An 18,073-nucleotide genomic window follows, 5' to 3' on the forward strand; every position below is an offset into this window, starting at 1 on the left:
CCGGCGTCGTCATGCTTCAGCGCTGACGAGCTAGCAACGGATATGACGCGCAGCAGCCGAGTCGCAAGCGGCCACCGAGAAGCGTTCAGGCGGGCATAAGGAAGTCGCGACTGATGCCCTCGCCAAGTTCATAGATGCGATCCATGAAATCCGTCAAATACTCGTGCAACCCACCGGCCAGCACATCTTCGATACGCCCGAAGTGCAACTTGGCATGCAGTACGCCCGCCTGGCGCTGAGTCTCCGCCGAAGCGCTGTTGGCAATAAGGGGCAGCATGCGAACGATGCCGTCCGCACAGGAATGCAGGGATCGCGGTAGATCCATGCGCAGAATCAGCAGTTCGGCGACCCGGGCCGGGGTGATCGCATCACGATAGACCTTGCGGTAAACCTGAAACGCCGACAGCGAGCGTAGCAACGCGCCCCAGCGATAGAAATCGCTCGCCCCCTCGTCGCCATCGCGCAGGACGTGATATTGCATGTCGAGAATGCGCGCCGTGTTGTCACCCCGCTCGAGCAGTCCGCCGAGGCGAATGAAATGCAGCGCGTCGTCCCTGAGCATGGTCCCGAAGGTCACCCCGCGGATGACGGCCGAACGCAGCTTGACCCACTCGAAGAACTCGCTGACGCCGCGCGCCAGAACCTGCTCGACATTCTGCTCGCGGAGTTCAATCCAGGTGGCATTGACGCTTTCCCACATTTCAGCGGTCAGCGTACCGCGCACCGCGTGCGCATTCTCGCGCGCGGCACGCAGGCAACTGAAGATCGACGAGGGATTGGCGGCGTCGGCGACCGTGAACCGCAGGACATTTTCGGCGTTCACCTCGTCATAAACCTGGGCGAAAGCTTCCTCCTGGCTGTTCAGGGCGAGGATGGCGCGCCAGTTCTCGTTCTGCGCCGCAAGGGCCTGCGGGACCATCGACATCTGGTAGGAGGCGTCCAGCAATCGGGCCATGTTTTCCGCGCGCTCGGTACTGCGAGCCATCCAGTAAAGGTGATCAGCTGTACGGCTCAACATCTCGGTTCTCCATCCATCTCAGTTTTCCAACACCCAGGTATCCTTCGTACCGCCGCCCTGCGAGGAATTGACCACCAGCGAGCCTGCACGCAGGGCGACCCGCGTCAGGCCACCGGGCACCATGCGGATGCTCTCTCCGGAGAGCACAAACGGACGCAGATCAAGGTGGCGCGGCGCGATGCCCGAGTCGACGAAGGTCGGGCAGTTGGACAGCGCCAGCGTCGGCTGGGCGATGTACTTTTCCGGCGCGGCGACGATACGCGCGCGGAAGTCCTCGATCTCGGCCTTGCTCGAAGCCGGCCCGACCAGCATGCCGTAGCCCCCCGCTCCATGCACCTCCTTGACCACCAGTTCCGGCAGGTGCGCCAGTACATATTTGAGGTCCTCAGGCTTGCGCAGAATCCAGGTCGGTACGTTGTGAAGTATCGGCTCTTCACCGAGGTAGAAGCGGATCATCTCCGGCACGTAGAGATAGATCGACTTGTCATCGGCGACGCCGGCACCAATGGCATTGGCCAGATTGACGTTGCCGGCCTGGTAGGCGCCGAGCAAGCCCGGAACACCGAGCATCGATTCCTTGTTGAAGGCCAGCGGATCGAGAAAGTCATCGTCGAGCCGACGATAGATCACGTCGACCCGCTGCGGACCCTGTGTGGTGCGCATGAAGACTGCCTGATCCTTGACGAAGAGATCTCTGCCCTCGACAAGCTCGACACCCATCTGCTGAGCAAGAAAACTGTGTTCGAAATAAGCGCTGTTGTAGGCGCCGGGAGTCAGTACCACCACCGTCGGGTCGGCGACGCCTTTCGGTGCCACGGTGCGCAAGTTTTCGAGCAGCAGATCTGGGTAATGCTGAACGGGCGCAACCATGTGCCGCGAGAAGAGCTCCGGAAAAAGCCGCATCATCATCTTGCGGTCCTCGAGCATATAGGACACGCCCGACGGCACGCGCAGGTTGTCTTCGAGGACGTAGGACTCACCTGCCCCGGCACGCACCATGTCGACGCCCGCGATATGAGCGTAAATCCCGGAGGGAAGGTCGACGCCGATCATCTCGCGCCGGAACTGCGCGTTGTTGCGCACCTGATCGTACGGAATATGTCCGGCGCCGAGGATTTCCTGATCATGGTAAATGTCGTGCACAAAGGCATTAAGCGCCTTCACCCTCTGCCGCAAGCCTGCTTCCATCACCGTCCACTCACTCGCCGGAATGATGCGCGGGATGATGTCGAAGGGGATCAGGCGCTCTGTGCCGGCCTTTTCTCCATAGACGGCAAAGGTAATGCCAAGGCGGTGAAACGCGCTGTCTGCCTCGGCCTGCTTGCTCGCCAGACGCTCGGGCGAGGTCGCTGTCAGCCAGGCCGCAAAACCCTCGTAATGGGGTCGCAAGCCGCCGGCAAAATCGTACATCTCGTTATAGAAGTCTACGTTCATGAGGCTCACCGCCAGAGTGGATTAAGCAGTATTAAGCAGAAACCGTGCCACAAGCTAAACAAGCCTCAAGAGGGTGAACGCCATGTGGCAAACAGGCAACGGCGCCTGTGAATGGTGCGCAAAACGCCCTGCGAAGCACCGCGACGGTGCATGACACCCTGACCCGGGGCCACGCGGCTCGCGGCGGAAAGGCGGGCGAAAGCCTGCAACGTACAGGATGATCGCGCCGCAAGGCAAGAGCGCGCGTCCCCGGCGAGGCCTTGACATGATATATTAGACATCTCTTATACACTCTCGGGAGCCATCATGAAGAAATCCACAGCCCTTATTCTTGCTCTTTCGCTCGCCTCCGCCACACAGGCCGTGTACGCGCAGGATAGCGCTGCACTAATGAGCGAAACACGAAAAACAGCGCTGCCGGTCTTGCCAAAAGTGGTGCAGGCGATGCAGACAGCAGTGCAGGAACAGGGTCCCGTCGCCGCCATAGCGGTCTGCAAGGAGAAAGCGCCGCAACTACTGCTAGAGATGCAACAGCAGACCGGTTGGACGATCCACCGTGTCAGCCTGAAGACACGTAACGCGACGACCGGCACGCCTGACGCCTGGGAAGCGCGCCAGTTGGCCGAATTCAACATCATGGTCGCCAACGGTGCGAAGCCTCAACAGCTGGAAGTTGGCGAGATCGTCGCCGCCGGTGGTGGGCAACGCAGCTTCCGCTACATGAAAGCGCTGCCCGTTGTCGAGGTCTGCCAGACCTGCCACGGGCCGGCTGATTCGCTATCGCCCGAGCTCAAGGCAGCGCTGGCCAAGGACTACCCACACGACCAGGCGACCGGCTATGTCACTGGCGAGATCCGCGGCGCCTTGTCGGTCACGCGGCCTCTGTAAGCTACCGGTCAGCTGCTGTCTGCTACGCGGGTATGCGCTCAGACCCACGCGCCGAAGCGGCAGGGACATCGCGCCGTGCGGGGCCGATATAGAGCTGACGCGGGCGGGCGATCTTGTATTCCGGGTCGGCGCGCATTTCTTCCCACTGCGCCATCCAGCCCGCCGTGCGCGCCACGGCAACGATGCAGCCAAACATCGAAGCCGGCAGACCCAGCGCTTTCTGCAGAATACCCGAATAGAAATCGACGTTCGGGTAGAGCTTGTTCTCGACGAAGTACGGGTCTTCGAGTGCGATCCTGTCGAGTTCTATGGCCAACTTGAACAGCGGATCATTCTCGAGGCGCAGCTCGGTCAGCACTTCGGTACACAATCGGCGCATCAGCTTTGCGCGCGGATCGAAGTTGCGGTACACGTAAAGGCCAAAGCCGGTGACTTTGGAGTGATCGCTCTCGATCCTGGAGCGGCTGATCATCGCCGCAACTTTCCGCACATCGCCGACTTCCTGGAGCATCGCCAGACAGGCTTCGCTGGCGCCGCCGTGCTCGCGACCCGACAGGCAAGCTATCGCCGCCGAAATGCAGGCGAAGGGGTTAGCCCCGGACGAGCCCGCCATGCGCACCGTCGAGGTTGAAGCGTCCTGAGCATGATCGGCATGCAGGATCAACAGTCGGTCGAAGGCCCGCATCAGCACCGGGTTCAGCTCGAATTTCTCCGCCGGATTCGCGAACATCATGTGCACGAAGTTGGCCGCGTAATCGAGGTCGTTACGCGGATGTACCGGCGGATGACCCATCGTGTACTTGTAGGCCATCGCTGCCAGCGTCGGCATCTTGGCAATGATGCGATGAATGGTCAGGCTGCGCTGCTCGACATCGGAAAAGTCTGCCGCTTCACGATGGAACGCGGACAGCGCGCCAACCACGCCAACCATCACCGGCATGGTGTGCGCATCGCGGCGAAAGCCATGGTAGAAATTCACCATCTGGCCATGCACCGGCGTGTTCTTCCTGATCGTCTCCGCGAAGCTCAGCTTTTGCGCTACATTTGGCAGTTCGCCATTCTTCAGCAAATACGCCACTTCAAGAAAATCGCAGCGCTCGGTCAGTTGCTCAATCGGATAGCCTCGATAGAGAAGCTCACCCTTCGCTCCGTCGACGTAGGTAATGCTGGATTTGCAGCTGGCGGTCGACTCGAAGCCGGAGTCATACCCAAAGCGATCGGTGTTGCCGCCGAGCGCGCGAATATCCACGCACTCGTTGCCGTGTGTCGGCGTCAGAATCGGAAATTCCACCGGAGCTTCTCCGGTAATGGTCAAAGTCGCCTTACGTTCGCTGCTCATCACTCAACTCCCCGTCAGATACTCGACATCACGACTTGCAGGTGGCGGACAATCCGCCGGCCAGCACCTCTTGCTCGCCTTTGCCAAGGCCCAAAACAAAGGCGTCTTCATCCTGTTCAACCTGCGCTCAATTGACACACTCCCCGGCTTCTGCAGCGCCGACCGCCAAGCTGACGGTCTCTCCGGAGAATTGCTCGCCCGCACCTGACAGGCACACACCCCATTCGATCACCACTGCCGCCCCAAGTCTGTGCGAGCAGCCGATCGAAGCGCACCGGCGCCACGGCCGGCGGACAAACTTTGCCGCCAAGTGTAGCGTAGTTCCGCTCAGAAAAAACGTTTGCCGCCAGCGACCCAGCCCTGTAGAGCACCTGCCGCGACCCAAGACGAAGGCGGCGGCGGCGCTCGCCAGTGCTCCTGGCGCGACTTTTGCTTGCACCTATCGGGCCGCACCCGAGTTGGGCCAGACCGACAGCAATGGCCTGCTGCCCCAAAAAGGCTTTTCCTGATCAGCGAAAGACGAGATGACAATTCCGATGCTTCTCCCCTGGCTTGCACGCCGGGCATTGCTTGTCTGGCCGTTGCTGCCAGGATTCCTCTTGCACGCCGGCTCACCCGTAGCGACGGGCGACAGACCATGAGCGCCGATAACGCAGCGCGAAGCAAGCTGATCAGCAGCTTCAGGAATCGCCTGCAGGACGGTCAAAGAGCGATCTGCGATGGATTTCTCACGACCGGGGATGCCCTCGTTCTGCTGCATGGGCGCTGCCGGCTGATCGACGACGTGCTCTGCGACCTGTGCCAGGCGGTGAACTTGCCAGCCTCGCTCGCGGTGCTGGCCGTCGGCGGTTATGGACGCGGTGAGCTGTACCCGGCCTCCGATGTCGATCTGCTGATTCTTCTGCCGGAGCACGCAGACGACGCCTTGACCGCGCAGCTCGAACGCCTGGTGTGCCTGTTCTGGGATATCGGACTGGAAATCGGCCACAGCGTGCGCACCATCGAGGAGTGCCTGGAGCAGGCGAGCGGCAACATTACCGTCCAGACGTCGATGATCGAAGCCCGCCTGCTGGCTGGCAGCGCGCCACTTTTCGCCAGCTTTTCGGTGCGCGTCAAAGCGGCACTGGACGCAAAAAACTTCTTCCAGACGAAGCGCATCGAGCAGGAGGACCGCCACCAACGCTTCGGCGAAACGCCCTACAGTCTGGAAGCAAACTGCAAGGAAGGCCCCGGCGGGCTGCGCGATTTGCAGCTGATTCTGTGGACCACCCAGGCGGCAGGCTATGGCAACTGCTGGAAAGATCTCGAACGGCGCGGCTTCATCACCATCGACGAGGAACAGCTGCTGGAGAGCAGCGAGGCCTTCCTGCGCGACTTGCGCACACGCCTGCACCTGCTCGCCGGACGGCGCGAAGATCGCCTGCTCTTCGAGTACCAGACGGCCCTGGCCGAACAACTCGGCATGACCGCCACCGCCACCCGACGCGCCAGCGAACAACTGATGCAGCGTTACTACCGGCGCGCGAAAGCGGTCCTGCAGATCAACGCCATTCTGCTGCAGAACATCGGTAGCGCACTGGTACCGCCCCGGGCGGAGCCACCCCAGCCGATCAACGAGCGTTTCCAGAATGCGCACGAGCTCCTCGACGTGGTGCGCGAAGACGTCTTCGACGAAACCCCGGGGGCCATCCTCGAGGCCTTCCTGCTACTCCAGCAGCATGCTGGGCTGCACGGCATGACCGCTCGTGCGCAACGCGCCCTGTGGCGTGCCCGCACCCTGATCGATGACGACTTCCGCCGCAACCCGACCAACCGCAGGCATTTTCTGGAGCTATTCACCTACGGAAATCGCCTGACCCAGTCCCTTCGGCGCATGAACCAACTCGGCGTCCTGGGTCGTTATCTGCCCAATTTCGGACGTGTCGTCGGGCAAATGCAGCACGACCTGTTTCACGTCTACACGGTTGATCAGCATATCCTGCAAGTGCTGCGCCGCTTGCGCCGTTTCGCCATCGAGGAATTTGCACATGAGTACCCGCTCTGCAGCCGCCTGATCAGTGACTTCGGCAATCCCTGGGTACTGTACATCGCGGCTCTCTTTCACGACATCGGCAAGGGCCGTGGCGGCGACCACTCGGAACTCGGCGCAATCGACGCTGCCCAGTTCTGCGCCGACCACGACCTCGCGGCGGACGAAAGCGAACTGGTCGTGTGGCTGGTTCGCCAGCACCTGTTGATGTCCAGAAGCGCCCAGAAAGAGGACATCTCAGACCCCACTGTCATAGCCAGGTTTGCCGACATCATCGGTGATGAGAGACATCTGGTGGCCCTTTACCTGCTGACCGTTGCCGACATCCGCGGCACCAGTCCGAAGGTGTGGAATGCATGGAAGGGACAACTGCTCGAGCAGCTGTTCACCGCCACCCGGCGACACCTGCTGTCGAGCGAAGCGCCGCCGATGCCCGCTGGAGTGATCGCCCAGCGGCAAGAGGAAGCAAGGCGCGTGATGCGCTTTCTCGCGCTTCCCGAAACCATCCATGAACGCTTGTGGGAGCAGGTCGATACGGTCTACTTCCTGCGCCAATCAGCCGAGGAGATCGCCTGGCACGCACGCGTGCTGCACGACCGCCGCCAGACCGACATTCCCCTGGTCAAGGCACGCCTCAGCCCGCTCGCCACAGGACTCGAAGTGATGGTCTACGCGCACGATCAAGCCGACTTGTTCGTGCGCATAGTCGGTTTCTTCAGCAGCGCCGATTACAGCATCGTCGACGCCAAGATCCACACCACCAGCGATGGCTACGCCCTCGATACTTTCGTCCTACTCGATGTCACCAATCGCCACAGCGAGCGCGAGATGATCAGTTACATCGAGCACGAACTTGGCCAACGCCTGTCTCGGCACTCAGCCAGCGAGGCACCGGCCAGCGGACGGGTCTCGCGTCAAGTGAGACATTTTCCATTGCAGCCATTGGTCAGCATCCAGCCTCTGGTGAGCCTCGAAGCCGATGAAACCGGAAAAATGTTCGTGCTGACCGTCGTCGCAGCCGATCGCCCCGGCCTCCTGTTCACCATCGCCACGCAGCTGGCAGCCCATCGCGCCAATCTGCACACAGCCAAGATCGTCACCCTTGGCGAACGGGTCGAAGACACCTTCCTGATCAGCGGCAGCCATCTCGAGGAAAGTGCCTGTCGTGTGAAACTCGAGGCCGATTTGCTGAAACAGTTGCAACTCTGACGATGCGACTCTTTCTTGCCGATAGCCTTCCTGCTGCTGCATGGCCTGTGCGCGCCGCGGTGATCACCGGCGCGAGCTGCCCAGCCTGGCGTATGCTTTGCCGAAAACCTTCTTCGTCTTCCCCCAGGAGTAAACCGTGTCCATTCATGTTGCCCTCAACCATGTCACGCACTATCGCTACGATCGGCCGATCAGCCTCGCACCGCAAGTCGTCCGCTTGCGGCCAGCACCGCATTCGCGCACGCCAATTCTGAGCTATTCGCTGAAAATTACGCCGGCACAACACTTCATCAACTGGCAGCAGGATCCGCAGGCGAACTACCTGGCGCGCCTGGTTTTCCCCGAGAAGACCCGCGAATTTCGCGTTGAAGTCGATCTGGTGGCCGAGATGTCGGTGATCAATCCCTTTGACTTCTTTCCCGAGCCCTACGCAACGAGCTTTCCATTTGCATACGAGGCCTGGCAGCGAGAAGAGCTCGAACCCTATCTGACCCCCTTGCCGCGGACCCCGCTGCTGACGGAGTTCCTGGCAACGATTCCCCGCGCAGCGCGCGCCAGCGTCGACTTTCTGGTCGATCTCAACCAGCGCGTGCAGCACAAGGTCGGTTACGTCATTCGCCTCGAACCCGGCGTGCAGACGCCGGAGGAAACACTAACGCTGGCGCTCGGATCGTGTCGTGACTCCGCCTGGTTGCTGGTGCAGGTACTGCGCAATCTCGGCCTGGCGGCGCGCTTCGTTTCAGGCTATCTGATCCAGCTGGTACCCGACGTGAAGTCACTCGACGGACCGTCAGGAACGGATCACGACTTCACCGACCTGCACGCCTGGTGTGAAGTGTACCTGCCCGGAGCAGGCTGGATTGGCCTCGACCCGACTTCGGGCTTGTTCGCCGGCGAGGGGCACATCCCGCTCGCCTGCTCGCCGCAGCCATCGTCGGCATCGCCGATTACCGGCCTGACCGAGAAATGCGAATGCCAGTTCGAGCACCACATGCAGGTCGAGCGTGTCTGGGAAGCGCCAAGGGTGACCCGCCCGTACAGCGACGAGCAGTGGCAGACGATCGAGGCCCTCGGCCACCAGATCGATGCCGACCTCGTCCGCGATGACGTGCGTCTGACCATGGGTGGCGAACCGACTTTCGTCTCCATCGACGACCACGACGGCGGCGAATGGAACACCGAAGCGCTCGGCCCGACGAAACGCGCGCGCGCAGCGGAAATCTTTCAGCGCTTGCGCGACAAATATGCGCCGCAAGGACTGCCGCATTTTGGCCAGGGCAAGTGGTATCCGGGAGAACAGCTGCCGCGCTGGTCGCTGAATTGCTTCTGGCGCCGCGACGGCCAAGTAATGTGGAACAATCCGGCACTCTACGCCGACGAGAGCCGCGACTATGGTGCCGACGGTCAACTGGCCGGGCGCTTCCTGCGAACACTCGCGGAGCACCTGGCCATCGACCCGAAGTACGTATTCGCCGCCTACGAGGATGTTTACTACCACCTGTGGCGGGAAGATCGCCTGCCGGTCAACGTCGACCCCTTTGCGTCCCGCCTCGATGACCCGCTGGAACGTGAGCGCCTGGCCAAGGTCTTTCGCCAGGGCCTCGATGCGGTGGTCGGCCATGTGCTGCCGCTGCAGGCGCGTGCCCAAGGCGGCTGGCAAAGCGGACCGTGGTATCTGCGCGGCGGCCGCTGCTATCTGGTTCCGGGCGATTCGCCGGTCGGCTATCGCTTGCCGCTCGACTCGCAGCCCTGGGTAGCCAAGGCCGACTATCCTTACGTGCACGCGCCCGACCCGACACAGGCCTTCCCGGCACTGCCCGCACACAGCGAGATGCACGCGCAGTTCGCCATCAGCCGCAGTCTGGGCCTGCCTGCCGTCAGCGCGGCAGTGAGCGGCGAACGCTTCGCCGAAAAGGCACTGGAGCGTGTCGATGATGCCCTTGCCCACGGCGCCGATGGTGGCAATGAAAGCCCACCGCGCGCCGGCGAATCGGCAAGCCTGGTCACCCGGACCTCGCTTTCGGCGCAGGCCCGCAACGGCGTGCTCTACATTTTTATGCCGCCAACAGAAACGCTCGAGGACTACCTCGAGCTGATCGCCGCTGTCGAAGCCACCGCCGAGGCCCTCGCTGCGCCGGTGATCGTCGAAGGCTACGAGCCACCGTCCGATCCACGACTGACCAACTTCCGGGTCACTCCCGACCCGGGCGTAATCGAAGTCAACATCCAGCCGTCGGCAAGCTGGGACGAACTCGTCGCGCGCACGACTCACCTCTACGAGGCGGCGCATCTGTCGCGCCTGTGCACCGAGAAGTTCATGCTCGACGGTCGCCACACGGGTACCGGCGGTGGCAACCACTTCGTCTTCGGCGGTGCGACGACACTGGACTCCCCCTTCCTGCGGCGACCCGACCTGCTGCGCAGCCTGATCAGCTACTGGCACAACCATCCGTCCCTTTCCTACCTCTTCTCGGGTCTGTTTATCGGCCCGACCAGCCAGTCGCCACGCGTCGACGAAGCCCGTAACGATTCAGTGTACGAGCTGGAGATCGCCTTCAGCGAGCTGTCCAGCGCGACGGCCGAGGCTGCCGAAGGCATTGCGCCCTGGGTGATCGACCGGGCGCTGCGCAATCTGCTCATCGACGCGACCGGCAACACCCACCGTGCCGAGTTCTGCATCGACAAGCTGTACTCTCCCGACGGCGCCACCGGCCGCCTCGGGCTGCTCGAAATGCGGGCCTTCGAAATGCCGCCGCACGCACGCATGTCGCTCGCTCAGCAGTTGCTCCTGCGCGCACTGATTGCACACTTCTGGCGCACGCCCTATGCGCCCGAGCGGCTGCTCCGCTGGGGAACCGAGCTGCACGACCGTTTCATGCTGCCGCACTTCGTGCAGCAGGACTTCGACGACGTCATCAGCGACCTGCGCGGCGCCGGCTACGCACTCGACAGCGCGTGGTTTGCGCCCCATTTCGAGTTCCGTTTCCCGGTGCATGGCAGCATTTCGGTGCTGGGCATGGAACTCGAGCTGCGCCATGCGCTCGAGCCGTGGAACGTGATGGGAGAACAAGGCTCGGTCGGCGGTACTGCGCGCTACGTCGACTCGTCGCTCGAACGTCTGCAGGTCAAGTTGAGCGGTATGGCAGCCGAGCGCTACGTGCTCACCTGCAACGGTCGCCGCGTGCCGCTGCGCTCGACCGGCAAAGTCGGCGAATTCGTCGCTGGCGTCCGCTACCGCGCCTGGAACCCACCGTCTGCCCTGCATCCGACGATCGGCGTACATGCGCCGCTTGTTTTCGACCTGGTCGACACCTGGATGAAGCGCTCGCTCGCCGGCTGCCAGTATCACGTCGAGCACCCCGGCGGTCGCAACCCCGACCGCTACCCGGTTAACGCCAACGAGGCCGAAGGCCGCCGTCTGGCGCGATTCACGCCCTTCGGCCACTCGCCCGGAGAGATTGACGTAGCACCGCTGCCGGACAATGCCGGCTTCCCGTTTACGCTAGACTTGCGGCGTTCCTGAAACCAGTCGGCCCGGGCTAACTCCCGGGCCTGTTTGCTTGATGCCACGATCCTTGCTGTCGACCTATCCGCAGAAGCCTGATCGCTTCGACGAAATGCTTGCCGAAGATGGCAGCATCCGCCGCGCCTGGCAGCCATTCTTTGCGCACCTGGAGGCGGCGACGCCCGAACAGATGCGTCACCGCCTCGACTACGTGCGCCAGCGCATCCTCGAAAACGGCGTCACCTACAACGTCTATGCGGATCCCGAAGGCGCCGACCGGCCGTGGGAACTCGATCCTCTGCCGCTGATTCTCTGCCCCGACGAGTGGCAGGCGATAGCCAGCGCCGTGCAGCAGCGTGCGCGCCTGCTCAACGCCGTGCTGCGCGATCTTTACGGCGAACAGACCTTGCTCAGGGACGGCATCGTACCGTCGGCACTGATCTACGGGCACAACAATTTTCTCTGGCCATGTCAGGGGATCAAACCACTCGGCGACACCTATCTGCACCTCTACGCCGCCGATCTCGCGCGTTCGCCGGACGGCCGCTGGTGGGTGATCGCGGACCGCACGCAGACGCCATCCGGCGCGGGCTATGCGCTCGAAAACCGGACCATCATTGGCCGCCTCTTTCCAGAACAGTTCCGCGACCTGCACGTCCAGCACCTGGCTTCGTTCTTCCGCAAATTTCAGCAGGCCCTGGCGCATTGGGCACCGCACGGCGACGAGCCACCACTGATCGTGCTGTTGACGCCAGGCCCCTACAACGAAACCTACTTCGAACACACCTACCTCGCCCGCTATCTCGCTTTTCCACTGGTCGAAGGGCAGGACCTGACGGTGCGTGGTGAATGCGTCTACCTGAAGACACTCAACGGCCTGCGCCGTGTGCACGCCATCATGCGCCGGCTCGACGACGACTACTGCGACCCGCTTGAACTGCGCGGCGACTCGGCGCTGGGTATTCCCGGCCTCCTGCAGGCGGTGCGCGCTGGCAATGTGCTGGTCGCCAACGCTCTCGGCAGCGGCCTGCTCGAGTCCGCAGCCCTGCCCGGTTTCCTGCCCGGCGCTTGCGAGAAGCTGCTTGGTGAGCGGCTGGCCATGCCGTCGGTAGCCACCTGGTGGTGCGGCGAGCAGGAGGCGCTCGACTATACCATCGCCAACCTTGAGCATCTCGTCATCAAGGGCGCCTACCCCTCGCAGACTTTCGACCCGCTCTTCGGCAACGAGCTGACCGGCAGCAGCCGCGACGAAATGATAGCCCGTCTTCGCGCGCGGCCGCAGGCCTACGTTGCTCAGGAGCTGGTTAATTACTCGCAGGCGCCAAGCTGGAGTCCGGACCACAAGCGGCGCCTGCTGCCGCGCGGCGTTGCCCTGCGCGTCTACGTCGCCGCCACGCCGTCTGGTCACGTGGTGATGCCGGGCGGACTGACGCGCGTATCGGCAAAAGCGAACGCGCGCACCATCTCGATGCAGCGCGGGGGCTCGAGCAAGGATACCTGGGTGCTCACCAATGCCGCGGTCAACACTTTCAGCCTGCTCAAGCACTCGGTCGGCAAAGCCGATCTGGTACGCGGCGGCCTCAAGCTTTCCTCGCGAGTCGTCGAAAATCTCTACTGGTTCGGCCGTTACTCCGAGCGCTGCGACAAAACCGCCCGCCTCTTGCGCGTCGCGCTCGCGCGGCTGGTGGACGCGGGCGATGACGCCGCCCCGGCGCTGAGTTCAGCGCTCGACCTGTGCCTGGCGCTGAAGCTCCTGCCAGTCGCCGAAGCCGACCCGGAGAGCGACACCGAGGCCAAGGTCCCCGCCTCGCGGGTGCAGCGTGAGGCGCTGATGCTGACTGCAATTTGCGGCAAGGAATGGGGCGCCGGGCTGGCCGGCGACCTACGCCGCCTGCTGTGGGTTGCCGCACAGGTGCGCGAACGCTTCTCGCTCGATAACTGGCATGCCCTGAATCGCCTGCAACACCAGTTGCAGACCTACAGCCGGCTGCGCAGCAGCGAAGCGCTAGCCGAGGAACTTGGCGACGCGCTGGCTTTTCTCGACCAGGTCCTGCTCGCCTCGTCCTCACTGGCCGGCTTTGCGATGGACAACATGACGCGTGACGACGGCTGGCGCCTACTGATCATCGGCCGGCGCATCGAGCGACTCATCTTCCTCGCCAAAGCCTGCGCGCATTTCCTGCGCCTGGAATCAACCCGCGCTCCCGGCGGCCTGGAGTGGTTGCTGGAGTTCACCGACAGCATCATTACCTACCGTTCGTCTTACATGACGCAACCGGAGCTGCTACCGACGCTCGACCTGGTCGTCTTCGACGACGCCAACCCGCACTCGGTTGCCTTCCAACTGCAGATCCTGCTCCGTTACCTGGACCAGCAGGCCCGCCTGCTCGGTGGCCCGCGCGACGAAACCCTGCGGCAAGCGCAGGAACGACTGCAAGCTTTCGACCTCGGCCTTTTCGAGGGAAAAAGCTTCGACGATTGCCGCGCTTGCAACCCCTGCCTGCAACTGGCGACGATTCTCGAGCAGACGGCCGCTGCCGGGGCAGCACTTTCCGACCGCCTGGCGATGCGCTATTTCAGCCACGTCAGCGACGTCAGTCACTACACACTCACCTCATGACCCCCGCGAACCTGCCTGCCAGCCGCTATCACGTCGTTCACGAAACGATTTACCGCTACGAGAGCCCGGTTTCATTGTCGCGCCAGATGCTGCATCTGACGCCGCGCGATTGCCATTGGCAGCGCTGCCTGAGCCATCAGATCACGGTCGCTCCCGAGGCCAGCGCGAGCCGCCAGCGGCACGACAGCTTTGGCAATCCGATCCGGGAACTGGCCATCGAATTTCCGCACGACAGCCTCACCGTTCGCGCCGAGAGCACCATCGAAGTGCTGCCACACCTGCCGCTTGACCCGCAGCCGATGCTGCTTGGCGACTCGCCGGAAGCCGGTCGCCAAGCCCTTCGATCAGGCTCTGCGGGGCAGAGGCCTGGCTTCCTGGCCTGCTCGCCAGCTTGGGAAAGGGTACGCGAAGCGCTGGCCTATGGCTCGCGTCCGGTTCTCGTCGACGCCAGCCGTTTCCAGTTCGAATCGCCGCACGTACGCGTAAAGCACGAGTTCCTGAGTTACGCCAGCAAATGCTTCCCCCCGCAACGGCCGCTACTCGAGGCCGTTCAGGCACTGATGAGCTGCATCTACGAGGAGCTGGAGTTCGACCCGGAAGCAACCACGGTCGCCACCCCCGTGCTGCAGGTGCTGGCCGACAAACGCGGCGTCTGCCAGGACTTCGCGCACCTGATGCTGGCCTGCCTGCGTTCACAGGGCCTGGCTGCGCGCTATGTCAGCGGTTACCTGCTCACCCACCCGCCAGCCGGCCAACCGCGGCTGGTCGGCGCCGACGCGTCACACGCCTGGGTGTCGGTGTACTGCCCGGAACTCGAAGGTGGCCGCTGGGTCGACTTCGACCCCACCAACAACCTCCTGCCAGACACCCAGCACATCACGCTGGCCTGGGGGCGCGACTTTGCCGACGTTTCACCGCTGCGGGGAGTGATTCTCGGCGGCGACGCCCACGAGCCGGATGTCGCGGTCACCGTGACGCCGCTCGACGAAGTCAGCGATCAAGGCAAGTAGCTCGCCGCCGGCATCGTCACCGGAGCGCCTGCGGGCCAAGCCCTTCCAGCCCGATGTTCCCGCGCAGCGGGCCACAGCCAGCTGGCTGGCCCGGTCTACCAGAGGATCTGCACTTCCTGGACAACCTGTGGCGTCGCCCGCTGGACGGTAAACTTGATACCCGCCACTTCGATGACCGTTCCCACCTTCGGGATTTCGCGCGCATGCTCGAGGAGAAGACCGGACAAGGTATCGTAGTCGCCCTCGGGCAGCTTCAGCCCCAGCTTTTCATTGAGCATTGCCGGATCGGCCCGGGCGCTGACCAGGTAGTCATGATGGCCCAGCTTCTTCAACCACTCCGCCGGCTTCTCCTGGCGATCGTACTCGTCCTGCATATCCTCCATCACTTCCTCGATGATGTCCTCGATGGTGATTATCCCCTCGGCACCGCCGAACTCGTCCATCACCACGGCCATCGCATCGCCATCCTTGCGCAGCTCGACGAGCATCGATTCGGCACTCTTGCTACCCGGAACGTATTGCGTCGGGCTGATGTAAGACTCGATCGACGCGGACCCGTCCACACCCAGCAAATCCATCGTGTTGAGCACTCCGACGACGCGGTCGATACGCCCATCGAAGACCGGCAAGCGAATGTGCGAGCCGGCCACAGCCAGGCGAATCGCCTCGGCAACGGTACAGGTCTTCTCGACCGCGTCCACGTCAATCAAGGGCACCATCACTTTCGAAACGGTGGTCTCCGAGAAATTGAACATGCGCCGAATCATGTTCTTCTCGATCAGCTGGATGTCACCCCCTTCGTGCGGCGGCATCTGCACCATGCTCTGAATCTGCTGGCGCAGGGTAAAGGGGTTTTGTTCGTCCGCGCCGCCGGCGAGCCGGGAAAGAAACTTCGACAGAGTCACGAAGAAGATCAGGATCGGCGAAAAGAGAATCGAGAAGAAGCGCAGCACGTAGATCAGATAAGGAGCCATGACATCGGCGCGCTGCTGGAAAATGCTCTTCGGGACGATTTCTCCAAATACCCAGATCAAGGGCGCGACAATGAGCACCGCCATCCAGCTGCCGGCGTCGCCAAACAAGGAGATCATCATCGCCGTGGTGATCGTCGAGTTGGCTACAACGGCGATATTCGTCCCGACGAGAGTCGTCGACAGCAACCATTCGGGCCGCTTCTCGAGCATATCGAGAGCCAGGCGTGCTCCCCGTGAGCCCTTAGCCGCATCGTGGCGAAGCTTCATGCGGTCGGCGCTGACGATCCCGAGCTCCGAGCCGGAAAAAAATGCCTCCGCGATCAGGCAGGCGAACATGAACAGAACAGTGAGCCAGATATCGGACATTTAGACGCCCTCCGCTTTCTTCGGCAGCTCGACGGGGGCGCTCTTCGCATCCGTAGCCGCGCCTTGGTCGCCGGACTCCCCGCCGCTCGTCGCGTCCGTTTCGACCGCGGCCCCCACCTCTGTGCCATCACCCGCGTCCGCCGTCGACTCCACAGCCGGTGGCTCGACCAGCACCCGGCTGATGCGATTGAATTCGACGCTGTCGACCGTCAGCTTCATGCCGCAGAGAACAATCGATGCGCCCGTCGCCGGCAATTCGCCGAAAGCGTCGAGCAAAACACCGGCGATCGTCTCGGCATCTTCACAGTCGATAGTCACCGCGAAAGTGCGGTTGAACTCCTCCAGAGACATACCGGCGTCGATCAGGCGGCGGCCATCGTCGAATTCGCTGACCATGTGCCGGTCCGGTGCCTCACTATCCGATGGGCTGGCAATCTCACCGAAAACGCACTCCAACAAATCCTCCATGGTCACCAGACCGGTGACACCGCCGTACTCGTCCACGATCAGCGCGAACGAGAGTTTGCGCTGGCGGAAGGTATGGAACAGCTCGACCGCCGGCTTGGACTCAGGGAAGAAGTTCGGCTGCCGCAGGAGCTTGCGAAAAGCATGCGGGTCGCGCTCCAGCCTGCCGAGGTCGACACCGAGCAGATCACGGGTGTGCAAGATGCCGAGGATTGTATCCCGCCGCTCGCGATAAATGGGATAGCGCGACTGACGGGTAGCCTTGATCCCGGCAATCAACTCGGGCACCGAAAGATCCGCCGACAGAAATTCGATGTCCGAGCGCGGCCGCATGATGTCGCGCAGCGACTTGTTGCCGAAGTCGAAGATTTTCTCTATGTAGCGCGCTTCCTGGCTGTCGAGAGCGCCTTCACCAACAGCGTCGGTCACCAGGGTACGGATCATGTCTTCCGTAACCAGATTGCCCTGCGAGCGCTGCTTACCGACGATCAGCGTGATGAAAAACTCGGCGACCTGGCGGATCACTTCGCGCAGCGGGGTGATCAGACGCGCAAACAGATGGATTGGGCGTGCCTGGAAGCTGGCAAACGCCATGTTGTTGCGAATCGCCAGAACCTTGGGAGTGATCTCGCCAAACAGCAGCAGGATCGGCACCATGACCAGGAGATTGAGCATGTCGTTCTCGGCGCCGAACAGCTTGATGATCACTGCGGCAGAGATCACCGAAGCGGCGACATTGACAAATTCGTTGCCAATCAGAATGGTGACAATCAGCCGGCGCGGCTCGCTACGCAAACGCTCGATGAGATCGATGCGCGGGTTCTTGGCCTTGCGCATCTGATCAAGGTGGAACGAACTCAGAGAAAACAGCGCGGTTTCAGTGCTTGAGAAGAAACCCGAAAACACCAGCAGGACGACAAAAACCGCCAGCTCTATCCAAAGTGCTGGATCCATTCTTCACTCCTCGAGAAAATTTGCACGCCGTCTTCGGAACGCCTTGAAAGCGCACGATGCAAAAGCGGACAAAACCACGGCAGCGAAGCTCCTGACGACCACGCCGGCAATTCAGCGGCGGCATAAGCGTCCGTAGCTGCTTCGCCTAAATACGAACTTGCCCGCACCTGCGCACGACCGCCGATTATCAGCGGGTTTGATGCCAAAGTCAAACCGCGGCGCCCACGGCGCGCGACCCGCCAAAGCTGGCCCGCAGACGGCT

11 protein-coding genes are annotated in these 18,073 nt (G+C 62.4%); 6 read left to right on the top strand and 5 right to left on the bottom strand.

The genetic code is table 11. The features are described from left to right. Positions 1 to 85: 85 nt before the first annotated feature. Together V5B40_RS16250 and V5B40_RS16255 are read right to left on the bottom strand one after the other, a co-directional pair. A complete protein-coding gene (locus V5B40_RS16250) occupies positions 86 to 1,018 on the bottom strand; it encodes an alpha-E domain-containing protein (RefSeq protein WP_332355450.1) in 933 nt (310 codons plus the stop codon). A gap of 18 nt (positions 1,019 to 1,036) precedes the next feature. Next, entirely contained in the window at positions 1,037 to 2,452 is a 1,416-nt protein-coding gene (locus V5B40_RS16255) for a circularly permuted type 2 ATP-grasp protein (protein WP_332355451.1), read from the bottom strand. A 306-nt stretch (positions 2,453 to 2,758) separates the two neighbouring features. On the opposite strand from V5B40_RS16255, the gene V5B40_RS16260 reads away from it, so the two are divergent. Continuing rightward, positions 2,759 to 3,340, top strand: a complete 582-nt coding sequence (locus V5B40_RS16260) for a Tll0287-like domain-containing protein (protein ID WP_332355452.1) — start codon at positions 2,759 to 2,761, stop codon at positions 3,338 to 3,340. Positions 3,341 to 3,362: 22 nt separating this feature from the next. Here V5B40_RS16260 and gltA read toward each other — a convergent pair whose 3' ends face one another. Beyond that, positions 3,363 to 4,679 carry a citrate synthase gene (gene gltA, locus V5B40_RS16265; protein ID WP_332355453.1) on the bottom strand — a complete coding sequence of 439 codons (1,317 nt, stop codon included), beginning with the start codon at positions 4,677 to 4,679 and terminating at the stop codon, positions 3,363 to 3,365. Between gltA and V5B40_RS16270 the strand changes: the two genes are divergently transcribed. The 5 genes from V5B40_RS16270 to V5B40_RS16290 all read left to right on the top strand — a co-directional run bounded on the left by V5B40_RS16270 (position 4,648) and on the right by V5B40_RS16290 (position 15,052). Beyond that, positions 4,648 to 4,887 carry a hypothetical protein gene (locus tag V5B40_RS16270; RefSeq protein ID WP_332355454.1) on the top strand — a complete coding sequence of 80 codons (240 nt, stop codon included), beginning with the start codon at positions 4,648 to 4,650 and terminating at the stop codon, positions 4,885 to 4,887. The two genes, gltA and V5B40_RS16270, sit on opposite strands and share 32 nt — an antisense overlap. 429 nt (positions 4,888 to 5,316) lie before the next feature. Next, positions 5,317 to 7,917: a [protein-PII] uridylyltransferase gene (locus tag V5B40_RS16275; RefSeq protein ID WP_332355455.1), complete on the top strand. Its 2,601-nt coding sequence runs from the start codon at positions 5,317 to 5,319 to the stop codon at positions 7,915 to 7,917. A gap of 136 nt (positions 7,918 to 8,053) precedes the next feature. Beyond that, on the top strand, positions 8,054 to 11,440 hold the full coding sequence (locus V5B40_RS16280; protein WP_332355456.1) for a DUF2126 domain-containing protein: 3,387 nt from the start codon (positions 8,054 to 8,056) through the stop codon (positions 11,438 to 11,440). A gap of 40 nt (positions 11,441 to 11,480) precedes the next feature. Beyond that, positions 11,481 to 14,042 carry a circularly permuted type 2 ATP-grasp protein gene (locus V5B40_RS16285; RefSeq protein ID WP_332355457.1) on the top strand — a complete coding sequence of 854 codons (2,562 nt, stop codon included), beginning with the start codon at positions 11,481 to 11,483 and terminating at the stop codon, positions 14,040 to 14,042. Then, the gene (locus V5B40_RS16290; RefSeq protein WP_332355458.1) at positions 14,039 to 15,052 is read left to right on the top strand and encodes a transglutaminase family protein; all 1,014 of its coding nucleotides are present in this window, start codon (positions 14,039 to 14,041) and stop codon (positions 15,050 to 15,052) included. Before V5B40_RS16285 ends, V5B40_RS16290 begins: the two co-directional genes overlap by 4 nt. 95 nt (positions 15,053 to 15,147) lie before the next feature. Here V5B40_RS16290 and V5B40_RS16295 read toward each other — a convergent pair whose 3' ends face one another. Together V5B40_RS16295 and V5B40_RS16300 are read right to left on the bottom strand one after the other, a co-directional pair. Then, positions 15,148 to 16,392: a hemolysin family protein gene (locus tag V5B40_RS16295; protein WP_332355459.1), complete on the bottom strand. Its 1,245-nt coding sequence runs from the start codon at positions 16,390 to 16,392 to the stop codon at positions 15,148 to 15,150. Further along, entirely contained in the window at positions 16,393 to 17,811 is a 1,419-nt protein-coding gene (locus tag V5B40_RS16300; RefSeq protein WP_332355460.1) for a hemolysin family protein, read from the bottom strand. Positions 17,812 to 18,073 lie beyond the last annotated feature (262 nt).

Source organism: Candidatus Accumulibacter meliphilus (assembly GCF_036625345.1).
Lineage (GTDB): Bacteria > Pseudomonadota > Gammaproteobacteria > Burkholderiales > Rhodocyclaceae > Accumulibacter > Accumulibacter meliphilus.

Excerpts from the sequence above, each read along its gene's own strand:
- V5B40_RS16255 (WP_332355451.1), bottom strand. The coding sequence starts at position 2,452 with ATGAACGTAGACTTCTATAACGAGATGTACGATTTTGCCGGCGGCTTG.
- V5B40_RS16290 (WP_332355458.1), top strand. The coding sequence starts at position 14,039 with ATGACCCCCGCGAACCTGCCTGCCAGCCGCTATCACGTCGTTCACGAA.
- V5B40_RS16260 (WP_332355452.1), top strand. The coding sequence starts at position 2,759 with ATGAAGAAATCCACAGCCCTTATTCTTGCTCTTTCGCTCGCCTCCGCC.
- V5B40_RS16270 (WP_332355454.1), top strand. The coding sequence starts at position 4,648 with ATGGTCAAAGTCGCCTTACGTTCGCTGCTCATCACTCAACTCCCCGTC.
- V5B40_RS16250 (WP_332355450.1), bottom strand. The coding sequence starts at position 1,018 with ATGTTGAGCCGTACAGCTGATCACCTTTACTGGATGGCTCGCAGTACC.
- V5B40_RS16300 (WP_332355460.1), bottom strand. The coding sequence starts at position 17,811 with ATGGATCCAGCACTTTGGATAGAGCTGGCGGTTTTTGTCGTCCTGCTG.
- gltA (WP_332355453.1), bottom strand. The coding sequence starts at position 4,679 with ATGAGCAGCGAACGTAAGGCGACTTTGACCATTACCGGAGAAGCTCCG.
- V5B40_RS16295 (WP_332355459.1), bottom strand. The coding sequence starts at position 16,392 with ATGTCCGATATCTGGCTCACTGTTCTGTTCATGTTCGCCTGCCTGATC.
- V5B40_RS16275 (WP_332355455.1), top strand. The coding sequence starts at position 5,317 with ATGAGCGCCGATAACGCAGCGCGAAGCAAGCTGATCAGCAGCTTCAGG.
- V5B40_RS16285 (WP_332355457.1), top strand. The coding sequence starts at position 11,481 with ATGCCACGATCCTTGCTGTCGACCTATCCGCAGAAGCCTGATCGCTTC.